At 46.4% G+C, this 18,809-nt stretch carries 23 protein-coding genes; 9 read left to right on the plus strand and 14 right to left on the minus strand.

Annotated elements, in window-relative coordinates:
* Positions 1-21: 21 nt before the first annotated feature.
* The 9 genes from AC3IRK_RS06390 to AC3IRK_RS06430 form a co-directional block, all read right to left on the minus strand.
* A complete protein-coding gene (locus AC3IRK_RS06390) occupies positions 22-1,173 on the minus strand; it encodes a DUF3238 domain-containing protein (RefSeq protein ID WP_131973018.1) in 1,152 nt (383 codons plus the stop codon).
* 96 nt (positions 1,174-1,269) lie between these two features.
* Positions 1,270-1,569, minus strand: coding sequence for a spore coat protein (locus AC3IRK_RS06395; protein ID WP_255508434.1), 300 nt, complete (start codon positions 1,567-1,569; stop codon positions 1,270-1,272).
* A gap of 32 nt (positions 1,570-1,601) precedes the next feature.
* The gene (locus AC3IRK_RS06400) at positions 1,602-1,790 is read right to left on the minus strand and encodes a spore coat protein (protein WP_131973017.1); all 189 of its coding nucleotides are present in this window, start codon (positions 1,788-1,790) and stop codon (positions 1,602-1,604) included.
* A gap of 6 nt (positions 1,791-1,796) precedes the next feature.
* A complete protein-coding gene (locus tag AC3IRK_RS06405) occupies positions 1,797-2,678 on the minus strand; it encodes a manganese catalase (protein ID WP_131973016.1) in 882 nt (293 codons plus the stop codon).
* A gap of 146 nt (positions 2,679-2,824) precedes the next feature.
* Entirely contained in the window at positions 2,825-3,796 is a 972-nt protein-coding gene (locus tag AC3IRK_RS06410) for a DUF2817 domain-containing protein (protein WP_489170534.1), read from the minus strand.
* Positions 3,797-3,811: 15 nt separating this feature from the next.
* A complete protein-coding gene (locus AC3IRK_RS06415; protein ID WP_131973014.1) occupies positions 3,812-4,357 on the minus strand; it encodes a cysteine hydrolase family protein in 546 nt (181 codons plus the stop codon).
* 15 nt (positions 4,358-4,372) lie between these two features.
* Entirely contained in the window at positions 4,373-4,678 is a 306-nt protein-coding gene (locus AC3IRK_RS06420; protein WP_131973013.1) for a hypothetical protein, read from the minus strand.
* Between the two features lie 31 nt (positions 4,679-4,709).
* Positions 4,710-7,082, minus strand: coding sequence for a sensor histidine kinase (locus AC3IRK_RS06425; RefSeq protein ID WP_489170535.1), 2,373 nt, complete (start codon positions 7,080-7,082; stop codon positions 4,710-4,712).
* A 168-nt stretch (positions 7,083-7,250) separates the two neighbouring features.
* Positions 7,251-7,544, minus strand: coding sequence for a hypothetical protein (locus tag AC3IRK_RS06430; protein ID WP_131973011.1), 294 nt, complete (start codon positions 7,542-7,544; stop codon positions 7,251-7,253).
* A 172-nt stretch (positions 7,545-7,716) separates the two neighbouring features.
* Here AC3IRK_RS06430 and AC3IRK_RS06435 point away from each other — a divergent pair, with 172 nt between their 5' ends.
* Entirely contained in the window at positions 7,717-8,109 is a 393-nt protein-coding gene (locus tag AC3IRK_RS06435) for an RrF2 family transcriptional regulator (protein WP_131973010.1), read from the plus strand.
* A gap of 213 nt (positions 8,110-8,322) precedes the next feature.
* A complete protein-coding gene (locus AC3IRK_RS06440; protein WP_131973009.1) occupies positions 8,323-8,748 on the plus strand; it encodes a hypothetical protein in 426 nt (141 codons plus the stop codon).
* 154 nt (positions 8,749-8,902) lie between these two features.
* On the opposite strand, the gene AC3IRK_RS06445 is transcribed toward AC3IRK_RS06440, so the two are convergent.
* Complete coding sequence (locus AC3IRK_RS06445) at positions 8,903-9,220, minus strand: hypothetical protein (RefSeq protein ID WP_489170536.1); 318 nt, start codon at positions 9,218-9,220, stop codon at positions 8,903-8,905.
* A gap of 118 nt (positions 9,221-9,338) precedes the next feature.
* On the opposite strand from AC3IRK_RS06445, the gene AC3IRK_RS06450 reads away from it, so the two are divergent.
* From AC3IRK_RS06450 to AC3IRK_RS06465, 4 genes are all read left to right on the plus strand, one after another.
* A complete protein-coding gene (locus AC3IRK_RS06450) occupies positions 9,339-10,082 on the plus strand; it encodes a nuclease-related domain-containing protein (protein ID WP_255508436.1) in 744 nt (247 codons plus the stop codon).
* Between the two features lie 27 nt (positions 10,083-10,109).
* The gene (locus AC3IRK_RS06455; protein ID WP_131973007.1) at positions 10,110-10,418 is read left to right on the plus strand and encodes a hypothetical protein; all 309 of its coding nucleotides are present in this window, start codon (positions 10,110-10,112) and stop codon (positions 10,416-10,418) included.
* An 80-nt stretch (positions 10,419-10,498) separates the two neighbouring features.
* Positions 10,499-10,921: a MarR family winged helix-turn-helix transcriptional regulator gene (locus AC3IRK_RS06460; protein WP_489170537.1), complete on the plus strand. Its 423-nt coding sequence runs from the start codon at positions 10,499-10,501 to the stop codon at positions 10,919-10,921.
* A 73-nt stretch (positions 10,922-10,994) separates the two neighbouring features.
* Positions 10,995-12,023, plus strand: a complete 1,029-nt coding sequence (locus AC3IRK_RS06465; protein ID WP_489170538.1) for a YhgE/Pip domain-containing protein — start codon at positions 10,995-10,997, stop codon at positions 12,021-12,023.
* Between the two features lie 44 nt (positions 12,024-12,067).
* Here AC3IRK_RS06465 and AC3IRK_RS06470 read toward each other — a convergent pair whose 3' ends face one another.
* The gene (locus AC3IRK_RS06470) at positions 12,068-12,709 is read right to left on the minus strand and encodes an SDR family oxidoreductase (protein ID WP_188005384.1); all 642 of its coding nucleotides are present in this window, start codon (positions 12,707-12,709) and stop codon (positions 12,068-12,070) included.
* Positions 12,710-12,912: 203 nt separating this feature from the next.
* On the opposite strand from AC3IRK_RS06470, the gene AC3IRK_RS06475 reads away from it, so the two are divergent.
* From AC3IRK_RS06475 to AC3IRK_RS06485, 3 genes are all read left to right on the plus strand, one after another.
* On the plus strand, positions 12,913-13,734 hold the full coding sequence (locus AC3IRK_RS06475) for a transporter substrate-binding domain-containing protein (RefSeq protein WP_489170539.1): 822 nt from the start codon (positions 12,913-12,915) through the stop codon (positions 13,732-13,734).
* 128 nt (positions 13,735-13,862) lie between these two features.
* Positions 13,863-14,780, plus strand: coding sequence for an ATP-binding cassette domain-containing protein (locus tag AC3IRK_RS06480; RefSeq protein ID WP_131502868.1), 918 nt, complete (start codon positions 13,863-13,865; stop codon positions 14,778-14,780).
* Position 14,781: 1 nt separating this feature from the next.
* Complete coding sequence (locus AC3IRK_RS06485) at positions 14,782-15,549, plus strand: ABC transporter permease (RefSeq protein WP_131973003.1); 768 nt, start codon at positions 14,782-14,784, stop codon at positions 15,547-15,549.
* A gap of 43 nt (positions 15,550-15,592) precedes the next feature.
* On the opposite strand, the gene AC3IRK_RS06490 is transcribed toward AC3IRK_RS06485, so the two are convergent.
* The 3 genes from AC3IRK_RS06490 to uptA all read right to left on the minus strand — a co-directional run bounded on the left by AC3IRK_RS06490 (position 15,593) and on the right by uptA (position 18,673).
* The gene (locus AC3IRK_RS06490) at positions 15,593-16,957 is read right to left on the minus strand and encodes an amino acid permease (RefSeq protein ID WP_131973002.1); all 1,365 of its coding nucleotides are present in this window, start codon (positions 16,955-16,957) and stop codon (positions 15,593-15,595) included.
* Positions 16,958-17,152: 195 nt separating this feature from the next.
* A complete protein-coding gene (locus AC3IRK_RS06495) occupies positions 17,153-18,022 on the minus strand; it encodes a hypothetical protein (RefSeq protein ID WP_131973001.1) in 870 nt (289 codons plus the stop codon).
* A gap of 57 nt (positions 18,023-18,079) precedes the next feature.
* Entirely contained in the window at positions 18,080-18,673 is a 594-nt protein-coding gene (gene uptA / locus AC3IRK_RS06500; protein ID WP_131502864.1) for an undecaprenyl phosphate transporter UptA, read from the minus strand.
* Positions 18,674-18,809: the final 136 nt, after the last annotated feature.

Here is an 18,809-nt window from a genome sequence, read left to right on the forward strand (position 1 = left end):
TTTTTGATGAGGTAATGAATATCATCTGGCCTCCATGAACAGCCAATGGCAACTCGGTAAAGGGTCAGCTAAAAAACTGAGACCGAGGTCATGTGTTTGATGAATCGGCTGAAAAGCACAGGATTCTGTTTGCAGATAAATTTCATGGTGAGGGGAACGAAGATGAGTTCCGCACAACCGCCATCTTCCGTGACCATACGCGGTATGGACCGTATAGTTGATGTCGGGAGCGATCACCAACGGATTGCCGACTGAATGCCGGGTCGTAAACTGGAGAAAGTCTCGGTCCTTTTCAATATCTTCCAGATAAACCTTCCGTGTCGATGCTACGTCTTCACTCCTTAGGCGTCCCGTCGAGGTCAGAGAACGTGTCGGATTGGCCTGCTTAGCAAGGTGAACATGAGGAACATCCTGTAAGCCTGTCATGGCAATCTCAGTCAACGTCCGGTATTCCGTCGCATGGGGATCAAAGGTCCGGTCATCGCCCTCAAAATAAATATGAGGAGAAAGCAGATTCGGATTTTTTAAAATCGGTGGAGCAATAAACGTCATGATTCGCAGTCGTGCGCGGACGGCTTCGGGTTCTTTATTCGGTGCAAGGGGCTCAGATACAAACGGATGGAGAAGGATATAAAGAATAAACGATTCAAACTCCCGTTCCCGATCTGGTTCGTGTTTTAAATGATTCAAAAGTTTTAACGCTCCCTCCATGACGGAGGAGAGTGGTACATTCTGACGAGACGATGGTCGGAGGGCACGGATTTCGTAACGGGCAGACTCGTCTTGCGATGATGCTTCGTACCACGTATGATCATCCGTATCGCCCAAGCGTTTTCCATCTCGGAAGATACTGTAGGATTCGACATCCGGGATAGCCCCCCATACCAAAAGTAATTCCTGGTCTGAACGGATGATGACGGTGGATTTTTGATTCCAAAACAATGTTCCCTCATCGGCGACAACGGCTGTATCGATTGTGATACGGACGTGATTGGTCCGCAGTTCATATTGCACGGGAGAGAGGGGAGCAAGCGTCGTATCGATGAATTCGTGTGCCGCGCCATCACTGAGGATCTCACCGTCACGGAGAAGCTGAACGGGAGAATCCGCTTGCCACGAAAGATGTAAATCTTGACCAAGTTGCTTGACTGTAATGTTTTTAACGGATAGCATAACGGCGTCCTCCGATCAGTCTTTTAATCCCTTTCGCTTCCCATAATAGGCGGAAGTTACGAAACCCTCTCTTCTCGACCGAAGAGAGGGAAATGTTTACTTGCTCTGAACCAATTCCTGAATCAGGTTCATCTTTTCTTCATCATGCTTCAACTGCTTTTTTAAATCGTATGCCAGGTACATATCATTTTCAATCATGTAAGTCGCAATATCAGCATGTGTCTGAATGGCATGATTCAACTGCTTCGTCAGGATTTTTCTGACATCGGGAGAAGCAGCTTCCGTAACGGCCACGGCATAGGCGCGGACGAGTGATTTGGCACTGACGAGGTGGTCGATGGCGATCAGTTCGTCTCTTTTCTTGCTGGCACGGTTCATCTGTTTTTGAATGGTCACAAAAAGCACCTCCGGTCGTTCGTCTGGTGGAATCAATGGAATAAAGATTGTAGCTCTTTTAGTGCACGTTCTGATTCTTTGATGTCCTGTTCAATCAGTTTTTTTAACTTTTTATCTTTGACGAGCGGGCTAAGTGCATAAGATTTGACAAGACAGGATTGCTTCATCGTCATAATTTCATGGATTTCCAACGTCTCGTGCAACGCCAGTTGTTTCGCCATCCTGCCTCACTCCTTGTCCTTTAGAATGCGTTTGACTGTATCCGCGACGCCTCGTTTTTGCGGCGGTTCATTCAAATCATGGTGCAGATTGTGTGCCGGAACTTCAGGATTTGGAATTTGACCCTGCGGTGCCGGATTTTCGAGATACACGAATTCACCGGTTCCATCCTGCGCGCTTCCTTGCGCCCAGCGTCCTTCTTTTGAAGCCGTTCCTTCCGACAAGTCCCAAAATTCATAAGCATGCGGCTGGGCTTCCATTTCTTCTTCCGGTGCAAACGTGGCCGGGACGACGATGCCGTTTTTCTCTTCCAGCTCTTCAATGGCTGCCATCCATTGATATTGATGATACCGGTCGCGGGCCAGCATTTTCCGGAGTGTTGTCCGGACTGCTTCATCGTTCGTCATGTGATAGAGACGTGCGACCTGAAGTCGCCCCTGCGATTCCGCATGGAGGTTGGATCGCATATCCGCCAAGAGATTACCACTCGCGACAATGTAGGAACCGTTCCACGGCACCCCGTTTGAATTGGAAGGAAGTCCGCCGAGTCCACTGACAAGAAGGTGTTGCGGATTCATTCCACCGAGAATTGCGGCGATGGCAGGATCCTTGGCCGCCTCAGCTTGGTCGTCGGGTGAAGCACCGTCGAGCAATTGCGAAATTAAAGAACATAACATTTCGACGTGACCGATTTCTTCCGTGCCGATATCCATCAGCATATCCTTGTACTTTTCATTTCCCCGACAGTTGAATCCTTGGAACAGATACTGCATCATGACGGTCATTTCCCCAAATTGTCCGCCTAATACTTCCTGGACAGCCCGTGCAAGTTTCGGATCCGGCCGGTCGACCTTAACTTCGAACTGTAATTCCTTTTGGTGTCTGAACATGATTCATTCCTCCCTCAGATTAAAAACATATATAAAACGTACATGATATATATACCTGTTTAAGAAAAACGAAAACCAAAGGGGAAGGATTGTCATCAAAATGTAATGTTTTAGAAAATGATTTGGACCGGTGATGTAGGCAGTTATCAGGAGGACGACCAAGTCAGATTCCGCTTGAGCAACGGATAGTTCAACGGATCATTCATTAATTCCACCATATGCGAAAAGAGCAGATCCGCTTCGTTCATGACATGCTGACGCCAAAGCCGGTTTTCGGTAAAGACCGCTTGCAGAGGCCGGCGTAAACCGGATGAGTCTTTAGCCGTTCCGCATTCGATGATCAGTCCAAGGAAACCAATCTCCTTTTCATGCGTCCACTGATACAGTGAGTTCAACCATTCCCCTTCAAAGAGATAAAGTGGATGTTCGACAATCGGATAACGGGTGAATTCTTTTAAATGATCCGCTGTGCGGCAATCAGCGGAAGGCAGGACCAGTTGAACTTCTGTCTGGAGGCCGTGACCCGTGTGACAGTCAAGAAACAAAACGTGCGAGTAGGGAGTGATGAGGTCGGAAACTGCAGAAAGGACGTCATGAATATACGGGTCAGGCGGCTGTCCGTCAAAATGAATACTTATCGGTTGAGGAACTGGTACGGTTGTGGCGCTTTTGAACAAACGACCGGGACCGATTGGAAGTAACCGGCTTACTGTTTTGAACGAAAACGGGAAGTGTCCGAATCGACTACCGGAGCCCGCCTTCGGGATGAAAACACCACGCAACGGTGCATAAGTGTGATGGTCCATGGTGTCTACATTCATAGCGTGAATGAATAAAAGATCGACTTCGCTGCTGTTAAGCCGGGCGAGATGTTCTTCTAAAAATCGCAATTGCATCGCGCTCCCCGTAAACCCTTCGATTCCATGCAGACCGCTGCTGAGAATGAGCAACGCATGATTTCCCTCACGTTTCGCATGAATCAAGTCGCAGCTGGCATTTTGTGCCTGGTTGATCGGCAGGTGTGAAATGGACGGGTATTTTGTCGGCAAATGATGCAGTGCGGTTTCGAGGAGTCGTTTTCGTGCCGTCTCACATGTTCCTGAAAAGTATTGCAACATGATGCTGTCCTCCTTTTAGTCGAACGATACGTCACTGCTGCTGGAACAATCAATGGATAATGTCGTGTGGAGAATTTCCAATGCGTGCTCTTTCGCATCTTGCGTCTCGGCTGCGGTACAGTCTTTTGGCACCCAGATTTCGTATTCCCGCATATAAGCGTCGTTTGCCGTAAACAGGATACACATGTCGGTCGTGATGCCCGTAATGATCAGGCGTGAGATATTGAGATGCTTTAAGAGAATATCCAACTGTGTCCCGTAAAAACCGGAATGTTTCGGCTTGATGATGAAATAATCATCTTCTTGCGGATGCAACGCTTGAACGAAGACATCGCCGAGCCCGCCGCGGCACTCTTCGACAATCTGATCAACGTTTTCTTGCCATAAACCAAAATTGTCATTTACATAAATGACCGGTATATCATGTTCTTTACATATATGTTTAAGGTCGATCAAAGACTTCAATATGGGGCGTGTCTCAGCAAGCAGATTTTCTGCGCCTTCAAAATCCATTTTATTGATGATATCAACGATTAACAAGGCGGTTCCGGTTATTTTCATACTGCAGTCCACTCCTTATAAAAATGTGATGAGGTAATGATAGGGAGAATATAACTGGGCTTTAGCAATAAAGATTTCCGTTGGATCTTCCGATTCTTTTTCCCCCCGGACATCGATGAGACACCGGAAAATCGTCTCTTCGATTTCAGAGACGAATTCCGGATATTGATATAAGGCATACGCTAAATGCCGCCGGACATGATCCTCAATTAAGATAATGGCCGGCGAGGTATCTTTCAAAATCGTGCCTGAGAATGATCCGAGATGATTGCGAAAATCTCGGTTCAAGTAATAAATGATACGATCTAACTCATAATCCATACGTATTCACTTCCTCTGTCTTTAAATCAATTTATGGTTTTCCGTCTTTGGTCCGTTGCACCATCGGCAGCCGGACTAGGAAATCCGTTCCGACATCCAGTTCGGATGAAACAGAAATTTGTCCGGAATGAGCTTCGACGATTTCCTTACAAATCATCAGCCCGAGTCCGGTTCCTTGAATCCGCTTATGGTCGTTGCGCTCCACACGGTAAAAGGACTCGAACAAATACGGTAGGTCTTGTTTCGGAATGCCGAGTCCGTTATCGCTGATTGTCAGGACAACCTCTTCCTCACTGCAGTCGAGCAGGACCTCGATCTTCGGACTCGACGGCGAGTATTTGATTGCATTACCCAAAAGGTTCGTCAGCAGTTGACGTATTTTTCCACGGTCCGCTTCAATCGTACAGGTCGTATGAGCCGAATCAAACAGGACCTGATGGGAGGTGTTGGAGACATTCATCCAGTCGGCTACTTCCTGTACCAAAGCTGCTATGTCAAAGGATTCAAACGAATAGACTTCCTTTTGGTGACTCAAGCGTTGATAGTCCAAGAAAGCGGTGACAAGCTTACCTAAGCGTTGGGCTTCACTGCGGACAGTTTTTAAATATTTCAATTGTTTTTCACCGGAGACGTTGCGGTGAATCATCAGCTCACTGAATCCTTCAATCGAGGCTAGGGGCGTCCGGAGTTCATGTGAAATCATTGAAATGAAGGCATGCTCCTTTTGTACCGCTTCGACTTCAGCCGTCCGTTCACTTAAGACAAAGATGATACCTTTGCTGTCCGGCAGAAATTCCGTATACAGACGGACGTGACGATTCCTGCTGACTTCGAAATCTTGGGCGTCCATGGCATGGCCGTTCGCTAAATGAATTTTTAATTGTTTCATATAGTCGGTAAGGGCCTCTTTTTCAGTAAAGACCCGGCGAAGGATGGCCATGATGGATTCAAAATCATGCAAAGTATCCGGCAGGTCTCGTAATTCGGGGAACATAGTGACCAACGTCCCGTTGTGAATCAATCGTGAATCGGGAAAATTGACGTACATGACGGCTTCTCGAAGGCTGTCCAAAATCCGTTGGACGTGCTGTTTATCTTCTTTCAGTGCCCGCATATGCTCGATTCGCAAAATCCCGAGTGACAGAATATCGCTGACTGCCGAAAGCTTTTCATATACTTCTGCCGTCGGGTCAGTGAATGTCAACAAGGCAAACGGTTCAGCTTCACGCGAATTCAGCAATGGAATAATCCGTTCAACAAGGTATTGATCCTCTCTGACAGGCTGCGCCAGCCGGGGGATGCTGCCTTCAGACAAAGGGTTTTGCCGGTAAATGACTTCTTCTTGCCTCGAAACCAGAGTCAGCTTCAACTCCGATAAGCCGAACGATCGGGCCACATCCCGTAGCAAATCTTGCGTGCAGTGAAACGTCTCGTATTCCAATAAGTGACGGGCAAGATCCGTCTGAAGTTGTAGCTTGATTTCCGTTTTGTTTTTTTCCGACAGGCTGTCAGAAAGTTCACGGTTCCGGCTTGATAATTGCTGATTGGCACGATCTGTTTCGGATTGTTGAAACGCAAGCATCGTCATCATGTTCTGCATGGCTTTGGCGAGGACGCCGATTTCATCCTGTCGTTTGATCAGAGGCATCGAAGAATAAGCATATGGATTTTTTGTTTGCTTGACCAGACGAACGAGATCATTTGTCAACCGTTGCATGAATCGGAACGTCCAGCTGTTTAAAAGGAAAAAGACAGCAACAAGAACTGTCAACGTTTTCCAAAGGGTCGTTCGCATCTGATCGGCAAGTGTCTGCTGTGCTCTTTTTTCCAGTGTATGAATAGAGTTGATATATTGATCCGCTGCTTGTCGGGTCGTCGAAAAAAAATACATGGTATCGAGTGAAGAACGTTCTGTCCCGCTCATAGTCGATTGCAACGGGATGACGAAGGACGCATCCTTTAACATCCGTCGCATGGCGGTAAAATCGGTATATCGGTTGGCGGACTGTCGATTTTCCGTCAATGGAATCAATATTTTTTCGTAGTACTGTATTAAAATCATTGCCGTTTTTGAGTAAGAATCTGTTTCTGCGGAAGGGTAAGTATGCGCCAAATGTTCAAGATCCTGCTTTGTCCGCTTTAAGTCATTCGACAGTCCGAGAGAAGCCGGTGTTTCCTTTAATAAGGCTTCCTGAATCTCAATATTCGTCTCCTGCAAATCATTCCAAATCTCACGTGCAGCAGTTTTTTGATTGGTCAAACGCAACAGCATGACATTATTCTCTTCTAGTTGCTGAATGGAATAGGAATAGGCACCCATCGTCACGCACACTAAAATCATAAAATTTAATAGTAGCAGTCCTGAAAAGGTCCGGGTAATTTTACTGAATATCCATTTCATCATGACCTCTTTCTACAGCGGACAACGGAGATACGTAGTTCGTGTCCCTGATGATCGCTGTGTGAATAACATACTATGATTATACATGTTATGGGAGAGGTTTTGACCCGTTTCATCAATGGAACTTCTATTAAATTTTTGATGGTAGTATACAGACGATTAGTCTGGACTTTATTCTATTAAGTGATGAATGGATCCAATTAATTCATCAAGAGGCTCAAAACTCTCTAGAAAAAATTGATAATTGGATGGATGCCGAATGCCGCGAATGAAAATTCGTTTTTCGAGTGTCGGTAAAAACAGCAGATATTCGATATCCATGATCCGCTCTTCAGAAAATTCGCGACGGAAAACGGAAATTTTAGCTGAATTAGCAGTTAAATACGTCGGATCGACCCGGTAGCGTTCTTCAGAGAATTGTCTTTTGATAAATACTAAAAAGTCCGAACCACTAAAAAATTTCATATGAGTGAACTCCTTCCTATAATCGTTCTTTATATATTAAGTATTTCCTGTACATGTTTAAAGGAAACGTATTTCAGCAAAAAAATAGATACATTTCATAACACTTAAAACTATATCTTATGTCGTTTTTTTTGTACTATAAGTGATATAGAGAACAAAGTAGGTGGAAATAATGAAAATGACTCGATCGACGGATTATGCGATTCGAGTACTATTGTATACGACTCTTCACCCGACTCGACTCGTTCAAATTCAAGAAGTAGCCGATTATTATGATATTTCGAAAAATCATTTAATGAAAATTGTTCATGCACTAAGCCGATTCGGACTCATCACATCCTATCAGGGACGTAACGGAGGTTTTAAGTTGGCGAAAGATCCGTTGGACATCACGTTGGGTGAAATCGTACAGCTTTTTGAAAAGGTCTCTTATCTTGAAAGTATTCCAGCTGTCCATGAAGATGAAAATCTGGGAAATATGAAAGAAGCGTTTGATGATGCATTTTTTCAATTTTCGGAAGCACTCAAGGCATACTCACTGCAAGATTTGATTCAAACGGATTGACGGTGTGTAAAAAAAGAGTTTAAAACACGTGGCAGATTGGTAATATTCTGTAACGTGTTTTTTGTCATGAACAGAAGATAAAATTCCCTAATAAAACTGGTAAATGTTATACTTAATTTCGGATGAAAATAGGAAACTAAAGTGGTTTCTTTCGTTGCATGTCCTCATCCGGAATAATCATAACTTGAATTCTGTCAGAAAGGAGTTTCCAGAATGTCTGAGATCACCATTGACACATTCACATCCTTTATCAAGACCATAATCAGACCTCCCCTATTTCTTGTAGAGAAAAAAGAACAGCCTGAAAACATAACGGTTGAGATTCGATACGCACAGTTGCGTTCTACAACCAAAGCTCAATTGCTAGAACCCCTTGTCCGTTTGTTCGAGGAAGAGGCGACGGATGAAGCAAGGGAAGTGTTAACGAAGGAATTGATTCATTTAGCTGCACATACACTACATCATTCGAATCATCTTTTAACCGCTTGCTTGACGAAAGAGACAAACTCAAATCGTCATTATGCTTATTTGTATATTGAAGGAAAAGAAGTACTACACCGAATTATGACGGATGAGAAAGATATCCTGCCGTTTGTTCGCCAGATCGATCAATTGATTCAGAAATTTGAATCAGACTAACGCTGACTGAAAATGGTGCAAGCCATTTTATATATAAGGATCACGTTCGAAAAACTGAAATGTACAGTAATCATGTAGGATTGCTGGAACAAGTCCGTTGAACATGACAACAGGCAAGCCTTCCGAAATAACGGAGGACTTGCCTGTTGTTCATTTAACGATTCTCGGACGAGGTATCTTTGAACGCATCGACATATTGTTTCGCTTCAAGTAACGGATAACCAAGCGTTTTCCGGACAAGCTTGATGGCTTCGACCGTTTGATGCTCATTAATAAGACGTTGGATTTGTTCATTGAGTAAGGTATGACTGCTTGCGGCATCCGTCATGCCGAGATGTTCCTGAATCCGGGTCAGTTCGCGCAGGAGCTGTTGCTGCATGACCCTTTGTTTTACAAGTTGTTGCGAGACGAATTGCCAAAACAGAATCAATAGAATAAAGGGCAACCAAATCGAAAAAAATGAGTCCAGCATAAAATCCCTCCTTTCCCTCACCCTACCATAACAAGAATGATGTAACAATTAGTGGAAATTGAAAAGAATACCGTTTATTCTGAAATAGTGGAAAATTAAGGATTTAAAAAAGAAAGGAATGAAAAGTGTGGAAGATTTGTTAGAAACGCTGATTCCGACGTTGCTTCTGATGGGTAGTGTCCTATTGGTCGGGTTCGGGGTTACGCTCGGCAGTTTATTTTATTTCCGCCGGCGGTCGTTTGAAAAGAGTACATATAAGCAGGTTACGCAAGAGCGGTTTCTGAAGGCCGTCCGTGACAAAGGGATTTGGGGAGAATATTTAACGACCCGGCAACTTGAAAAAGTCGGCGGCTACGGGAAATTTGTCATGAATACGTATGTCCCGAAAGCGCGCGGAAAAGGATTGACGGAAATCGACGTGACGTTTATCCATGAGAGTGGCATTTACGTGCTCGAGTCGAAAAATTACAGCGGCTGGATTTTTGGAAAAGAAGCGGACCGGCAGTGGACTCAGATGTTTAAAAACCGGTACAAACAAAAGTTCTATAATCCGATTAAACAAAATGAGCAACACCTCAAAAGTATGGAGCAGTTTTTAGCAGGCACGATCGGAGAAGAAGTGTTCCATTCGGTCATCGTCTTCAGCGAGCGCTGTGAACTAAAAAAAATCAAGGTGGATTCGAGTCATGTCCACGTCATCAAACGGAATGAGTTACACCGGACAATTAAGAAACTGGCGACCGTCAACCGTTTAACACCAGCGCAAGTTGATGCTGTCTATAAGCAGCTCAAGCAACAATCGCAGGTTGAACAAGAAATCAAGGATGCCCATATCGAATCGGTTAAATCGTTTACGTCTTAAATTAAACAATCAGAAGGAAGTGGAAACATGGCCATTCATAAAAAGCCGATTGATTACATTGATATTCCTGCTCCGCAACATAGTGAAGGCGCCTATTACCGGGTTGTCTACGGGGATGTCGACTGGGAGGAAAATGAAAACTTTCATCGGGCGATCTACGTGTTAATGGGATACGAGGAAAAAATCATGTATCGCCGAGTCGCGCACATCTTAACGACACCGAATCACCCGAATGATTTGTCGGACTTCGATAAAGTGATGGCTGCAATGACCCGATTGAAAGACCGCAATGCTGTCTATAACGATAAAAAGAGAGAAAATCAGACATCTGTTTGACAATCCACCGATTCCGGCATATAGTAAATAAGTTCAATTAATAAGTAGTGCAACTATTATGCCGAAAGTGGGGAGTCTTAATGAAAGAAGCGGATTGGTCACTTGGTATGCAATTGTCACGCAGCTATCTTTCCTTTAAACGGGCTGCCACGAAACGGATGGAACAACATGGCCTGACACCGGAACAATTTTCAGTGTTGAGTGAGCTGCATAAGCAGGAAGGCATCTCACAAAAACAGTTGGCGTTGACGACCGAGCGGGATCAGACGACAGTGGGAAAAATCCTGGATAAGCTCGTGAAGAAAGGTCTTGTCATTCGTTCAGCGGATCCGAGAGACCGGAGGGCTTTCATTTTGTTGACAACAAAAAAAGGCATACAGACGATTCAGCTGCTCGAACCGACGCTCGATGAACTCCAGCAGCAGGCGTTTTCTGGTCTGTCGAAAAAAGAGATTAAACAATTCATCAAAACACTCGAGACCATTTACAAAAATGTGACGTAAGTGGTTTCTCTTTTTAAACTAATAGTTGCACATGCCATTATAAGTAATGCATATAAAAAGGAGAGTACATTACATGAAGAGTTTTAAAGAAGTATGGTCCATCACACAAACGAAAGTCGGGTTAATGTTTGCCTTGATTGTTCCGGTCTTGTTCCTTGTCGTCTGGATGACCGGTTACCACGGCGCGACGGACCGATTGGATCAGTTACGCGTCGCCGTCGTCAAAGATGCAACGACGGAAGGACTATATCAAAACCTCAAAGCCGATAGTCCGTTTACCGTCAAAGCCGTTTCGTCCGAAGCGGAAGGAATGAAACAACTCGATGCCGGAAACGTCGAGATGGTGCTTGCGGCAGACTTGACCGGTGCAAAACAAATGACGTTTCATGTCAACCAGGCAAATGCCGAGTTCGCGAACGGTATTCTGAAACAGGCGACAGCTGAAATCGCCAAAGGAATCAACGGTCAACCGGCTATCCAATCGGACATCATCATCGAACACGAGGTATCCGATTTCTCAATGTCTATGTTGCCGTTGTTGCTTGGATTCGTGATTTATATTGCCGTCATGACGATGGGAATTCAATTTAATCTCGTGACACAAATTCTCCAAAAACGTTTTCCGAAATGGTCACTCTTTTGGAGCAAACAACTGTTACACGGGATCGTCCTGCTGGTTGTTCCGCTCGTCATGGTATCGCTTGCGTTTGCCTTTGCCGATATCGAGACATCATTCTTGAAAGTATGGGCGTTCCAACTGTTGCTGACAGCAACGTGTATCAGTGTCACGCAGATGAACTTCACAATTTTTGGTCCGATTGCCCCGCTTGTGAATGTCGCATTGATTCCGTTCCAACTGATGACGGCGGGCAATATCGTTCCGTCTTCGATGCTGGCTCCGTTTTACCAAACGATTGGTCATTATCTGCCGGTTCCGAATGCCGTCGGCGGATTGACCCGGTTGCTGTATTTTGACGGTGATATCTCGACCTATCTCTTACGATTGGCGGTTATTCTGCTCGTGACGCTTGTGGTCACATTGATTTTGACAGCAGTTCGCCGGGAACAGGCACATATCGTCGAAGTCAAACAGGCTTCCTGAATCAAAAAAACGAGCTTGATCCAATGGATCAGCTCGTTTTTTAGTTAAGCAAACAGTTCAGCAATCGCGGTTTGACCCGTCAATAACGGAATCGTTTGGTGGAATGCCGACTGTTGTCCGATTGATGCGACGACGACACGTGCGACATCCTCGCGGGCAATCGTCGTTTCGTCCGTTGATGCCGGATCCGTCGTCACCGCTCCCATTCCCGCCTCGTCCGTCAGGCCACCCGGGCGCAGAATCGTATAGGCAAGAGAACTTTCACGCAACAGACGATCCGCATAATGTTTCGCGACATAATACGGTTTCATGCTGTCGGACCACGTTTCCGGCGAATCGGCATTTAACGCACTGACCATGATGAACTGGCCTGCCTGAATCCCTTCTGCTGCCGCAACCGATTTTGCGGCTCCGTCGAGATCAATCAAAATGGTTTTGTCGGCACCGGTGTGACCGCCGGATCCTGCTGTGAAGATGACGATGTCACTGCCTTGGATCGCATCTTGAATCGACGCGACATCCTGCTCCAAATCGAGAAAAACCGGTGTTGCCCCGAGGGCTTCAAAATCGGCATACTGTTCTTTTGAACGTAATCCGACGCGGACGTCGTGACTCGATCCGCTTAATTGTTTCGCCACCTGACGACCGACTTTTCCGTTTGCTCCAATAATGAATACGTTACTCATCTTCCATTCCTCCCATTCGTTGATTCGTTCTCTGTCAGTATGGAAGAAAGTAAGTGTATCCTGCAATCAAGAGGACTTGATGAAAGAACATTGCCTCTTTTTGACGAAATAATCAAAAAATTGTTGGAACCGTTAGAACAATATGGTACTGTTTTGAGTATTATACAAAACAGAGTGTCAGACAGAGAGAGGAAGCGGGCAGAGTGAATAAACGAGGATTGGCACTTGGAGGAAGTCTGTTGCTTTCCGGTCTCATGGTAGCGACACGATTAAAGAATGCGATGGGTTCATTCAGCGTTAGTAAACAAAATGTATTCACCAAGAAGAAGATTGTCGTCGGAACGACCGGAGATTATAAACCGTTTACGTACCTGAACCGTCAGACCAACCAATATGAAGGGTTTGACATCGATGTCATCCGTTCGTTTACGGAAGTAGCCGGTCTTGAAGTCGAGTTTGTTCCAACGACATGGGGAACACTGACCCGTGATCTGCGTGCCGGAAAATTTCATATGGTCGTCGGTGGTGTCACGAAAAACATTGAACGCGAAATCGTCGGTGACTTCACGAAAAGTTACTTGTCGTTTCAAAAGACACCGCTCGTCCGGACAACGGATCTCGACCTGCTGACGTCAATCGAGGCAATCAATCGACCGGACGTGACAATCGGCTTAAACCCAGGAGGAACGAACGAACAATTCGTCCGGCAGACGTTTGATCAAGCCCATATCGTCATGTATGCCGATAATTTGGCTATCCCGGCAGCTGTCGCGACCGGCGAAGTCGATGTCATGATCACGGATACGGTTGAAGCGATTTATTATGCGTCGCTGGATACGCGGCTAGGGGCTCCGAAAATCACTGAAAAGTGGATTCCGGCCGAAAAAAGTTATCTGATTCAGGATCGACAGACCGAAGTCCTGGATGTCATGAATCTATGGATGAATTCCTATGAAGGACAGGAACGGATTCGAGCCTTAAAAGAAAAGTGGTCTGTCGCTTCTGTCGTGCATGGTGTCATCTAACTGAAGAAACCGAGGGACAAATCCAATTTGGGATTTGTCCTTTTTTGTGCAACCGATAAAAAAACGGGTAAAGATAAAAATAAGGAAGTGACTGAACGATTGTCTGACCAACGGAAGGGTGGATGAACATGATTGAAGTAGACCGGTTGACGAAGGAATATAACGGGAAAAAAGTCGTGGATCAGATTTCCTTTCATGTCGACAAGGGAGAGATTTTTGCCTTTTTGGGACCGAACGGTGCCGGTAAATCGACGACGGTTCAAATGCTGACGACATTGATTGCCGTCTCGTCCGGCAGTGCAACGATCAACCAGTACGACATTCAGCGAAACCAAAAAGACGTCCGGCTGCAGATTGGTGTTGCCCTCCAGGAAACTGGGATCGACAATGATTTGACAGGTGAGGAGTTACTCGTGCTGCAAGGGAAACTGTTTGGTTTTTCACACGACAAAGCCGTCGGGCGGGCCGTTGAATTGCTTGAGCTCGTCGGATTATCGGCAGACGGGAAACGCCGCGCCGGAACGTACTCCGGCGGGATGAAACGCCGGCTTGATTTAGCTTTGACCCTTGTTCATCAGCCGACCATACTGTTTTTGGATGAACCGACGACCGGACTTGATCCGGCGAGCCGTCAGCAAATCTGGACGGAAGTCCGGCGATTGAATGAAGAATACGGAACGACGATTTTTTTGACGACACAGTACCTGGAAGAAGCGGATCAGCTGGCGGACCGGATCGCGATCATCAATGACGGGAAGCTGATTGCCGAGGGCACGGCGGCGGAGCTGAAAGCGCTGAACGGAACAGAACGGATCGAGGTCGTCCTTGAAGGGGAACAGTCGAGCGAGGCTTTCCGCCAGGCGTTTGATGGTCGGATCGAGAAGGGTCTGATCATTTTACCGTCCGACGGGACAGAGACGCTGAAGCAGGTCGTCCGCTATCTCGATGAACAGCACTTGACGGCCCGTTCGCTTGTCGTCAAACAGCCGTCGCTGGATGATGTCTTCATTCAACTGACGGGTCAGGCCTATAAGGAGGAGAGCTGATATGTGGCGGGAAACTTTGATATTGACGAAACGCAGCCTGCTCGTGACCTTACGCAATCCGTTTTCGTTCATCCCGAACTTGATCATCAGCGTTTTTTTCCTGCTCGTCTACACGAGCGGGCTGTCCGGCATCTCCAGTCTGCCCCAGTTCGGCGGCGTCGACTATTTGAACTTCATCCTGCCGGTCTCAATCGTCTCCGGTGCCGTCGGAGGAGCCGGGGGAGCGGGGCAGGCACTCGTCAAAGATATTGAGAGCGGTTATTTTGCCCGTTTGCTGTTGACACCGGTCTCACGGACGGCGATCGTTCTCGGTCCGATGCTTGCCGGGATGTTGCAATTATTCGTTCAGACGTTATTGATTTTCGGAATGGGCTTTCTACTTGGTCTATCGATTCCGGCGGGGATCAGCGGCTTTTTCCTGACGATTGTCCTCGCTCTCGGCTTCGGTCTTGCCTTTGCCGGTTATTCCGTCGGTGTTGCTCTGAAAACTCGGAACGCCCAGGCGGCACAAGCCGGGACATTACTGTTCTTTCCGTTGATTTTCTTATCGACGACGTTTGTCCCGAAAGAGTTGATTGAAGCGGAATGGTTAAAGGTAGCCGCGACCCTCAATCCGACGACGTATATCATGGAAGGGATGCGGGCCGTCCTGCTACGCGAGACGATTGATTGGAGTGTTTATACACAGGGTGTCATCGTCGCTGCCGTTTTGAGTATTGCGATGGTCGTATTTGCGGCACTCAACGCAAGGGGTGCCTTGAAGAAATGACAAAACGCTGTCTCCGACTTTTTTAGCCGGGGACAGCGTTGTTTTAAGACGACTTAGGTGTGCGTACTACATAATAGATACCGGAGAGAATCAGGAAAACGAGTCCGATCAGAATCGAGACACGGGTCTCATCATTGAACAACATTCCGACGAGGACGATCAGCAGCATCACAATCGTGATGTAGTTCGTATACGGTGCGCCGGGCATCTTAAACGGATGATCGGCAATCCGGTCGGCTTCGATTTTCCGGTACTGGATATGGCTGACCAGGATGGCGAACCATGGTACCATTCCCGGCAAGACTGACGCACTGTAGACATAGACGAAGATATTCGTGTCTTTGCCGAGAAACAATGGCAGGACGATGTCGAGGATGATTCCGACAAAGATACCGGCTGACACGGCAAGGACCGTGTAGAGTGGAATCCCGTTTTTGTTGACCTTCAGGAAAAGCGACGGCATTTGTCCTTTTTCCGCGAGCGTATAAATCATCCGGCTCGAGCTGAAGATGCCGGAGTTACAACCGGACATCGCAGCCGTGATGACGACGACATTGATGACGGCTGCTGCGGCTGTAATCCCGACTTTAGCAAACGTCGCAACAAACGGGCTGCCGAGATCTGCCAGCTGATCCCATGGATAGACGGTGACGATGATGAAAATTGCTCCAACGTAGAAAATCAGGATCCGCCAGATGACGCCGTTGATGGCACGGGTGATGTTCGTTTCCGGATCCTTCGTCTCCCCGGCTGTCACACCGATTAGTTCAACGCCGATATAAGACGCGAAGACAATCGAGAGGGCGAAGAAGAAGCCGCTGACGCCGTTGGTGAAGAAGCCACCGTGTGACCACAGGTTTGAGAAGCCGATCGGCGTCCCGTCGTTTCCGAAACCAAACAGAATGATGCCTAGACCGGCGATGATCATCAGGATAATTGTGATAACTTTGACGGAGGCAAACCAAAATTCGAGTTCACCAAACATTTTGACCGAGGCGAGGTTCGCAAGCGTCAGGATGACGATGACGACGACACCCGGAATCCAGGTCGGTAGATCCGGCCACCAAAACCGCATGTAGGTCCCGACGGCAATGACTTCACTCATCCCGACAATGACCCAGTTGAAAATGTTGCTGCTCGCCGTCATGAAGCCGGCTGCCGGATGAATGTAATCATTCGCGAACTTTGCATACGATCCGGTGTGTGGATGGGTGTAGACCATCTCACCTAAGGCGCGCATGATTAAAAAGATGAAGGCCCCTGCCAACATGTAGGCAAGAATGACAGATGGACCGGTCCAGGCAATCGTACTTGACGATCCAAGAAATAGGCCGACGCCGATGGTCCCCCCTAAGGCAATCATTTGTACTTGTCGTGCTGTTAATTCCCGCTTTAAGTTCGATTCCATAAGTACCCCCATGTACCAAAAAAATGATTACTCTTGAACTTGTCAGACAAGTCCGAAACACTATAACCATGAGTATACTATCTTAAAAAAGAGAATTGAAAGCTTTTTCTGAAAACATTTTCGTTTTTCCTAATATAAATGAAAAGAAATGAAAAAAAGCCGAACCCCTTCAAAATGAAGGGATTCGGCAACTTGTCATTTTGGAATGAAATCTGTAAACGTTCCCGCATAAAGACGGGTATCCGTAGAGAGGACGATTCGGTTTTGGCGCATTTTGATGGTTCCTTGCAGCGGAGAGCCTTTTTCCGACTCGAATAAAATCCGTGCCATCTCGACATACTTATCGCTTTCCCGCTTTAGCAAATACGTATGTTCATTGTCCGTTGAAATCAAATACCCGCCTTGGACGACGAAATCTGAAAAATGCCGACGCGGGACTTGATAGCTTGTACTGTTTCCTTGATGAAAGTGGACGACCCGGTAATCCGGATGATAAAAGAACCAGGCATCGTCCGACGCACAGACGTTCAGCGCATAACAGTCATCAATCGGATAATCCTTGTTCTTAAAAACGGCTTGTCCAAATTCATCGAAGACTACTAATCCAAAGGAACCAACCGAATTGGTCACGGCATCGGCAAAGACGCCCTCATCGAAGTAACTGACCCAAATTTGGTTTTTTTCATCAATATGGACGTTTTGAATCCCGTCATCAAGACAAAAACTATCGAGGAGATGTCCCGCTGAATCGTAAATAAAAGCATTCGGCAGCCACAAACCGTCGATATCATCGTCGCATCGTGAAGCGACAAGGAGAATCCGTCCGTCAGAAAATGAGTCGACATAACTGAAATCTGTTTCGGCCTGAGCGATGATCGTCGTTGTCCGCCATTGGTCATGCAGACGATGGACATGCAGTACGTTCCGATGTCGTTTTGTATCATAAATTTCTTCAATCATCATGATTTGTCCTGAAATCGTCAATCCCGTGGCAATGTGTTTACCGGTAACTTGAGACGCCGTAACGCGGTCGAGGTGAATTTTTAATGTGTTGGAAGTATCCAAGATAAGTCGCTCCTTTTTAAAAACAGTCTGCCGCGGGGACAGACTGCAAAACTTGAATTAGGTTGTACGTTGACGCTTTTTCAGGAAGACATATAAGAGAATCATAACGACAGCAGCAATCAGGACACCGTTCGTATAAGGTGCGGCCACTTCTTTAATCGAGCGCCAGTTCGTTCCGAGCGTCTCACCGAGGTAGAGGAAAAGAATCGACCAGGGAATGATGGCGAGGACAGTGTAGAATGAGAATTTCGTCTGATCCATTTTTGCAAGACCGGCTGGAATCGAAATCGCATGACGGACGACCGGAATGAAGCGGGCTCCGAAAATGACGCCTTGTCCGTATTTCAGGAACCAGCGTTCTGCGAGATCGAGATGGTGTTCCGTAATCAGCAGGTACTTTCCGTATTTTAAAATCAATGGTCGACCGCCGTAACGGGCAAACCAGTATAAAAATAATTGCGAAAACAAACCGCCGATGACAGCAGCAACAACGGCAAGCGGCCAACCGATCGTTCCTTGGGAAATCATGAATCCGCCGTAAGACAAGACGATTTCGCTCGGAATGATCTCAATCATCAATCCTAAGGCAATACCGAAATACCCTAGATCAGCGAGGTATAATAAAACGTTATTAACAACTTGAGATAACACATCGAACACTCCTTCAGCTTCACTTCATTCCTTTATATTAGAGAAGAAAGCCGGAAAATGAAAGAAAAAATCTTTAATCTGACGAAGCAAATATTTACTAAGCATCTTTAAGTAGAAGGTACAGCCCGTTTAATGA

Source organism: Exiguobacterium sp. GL_137 (assembly GCF_057834585.1).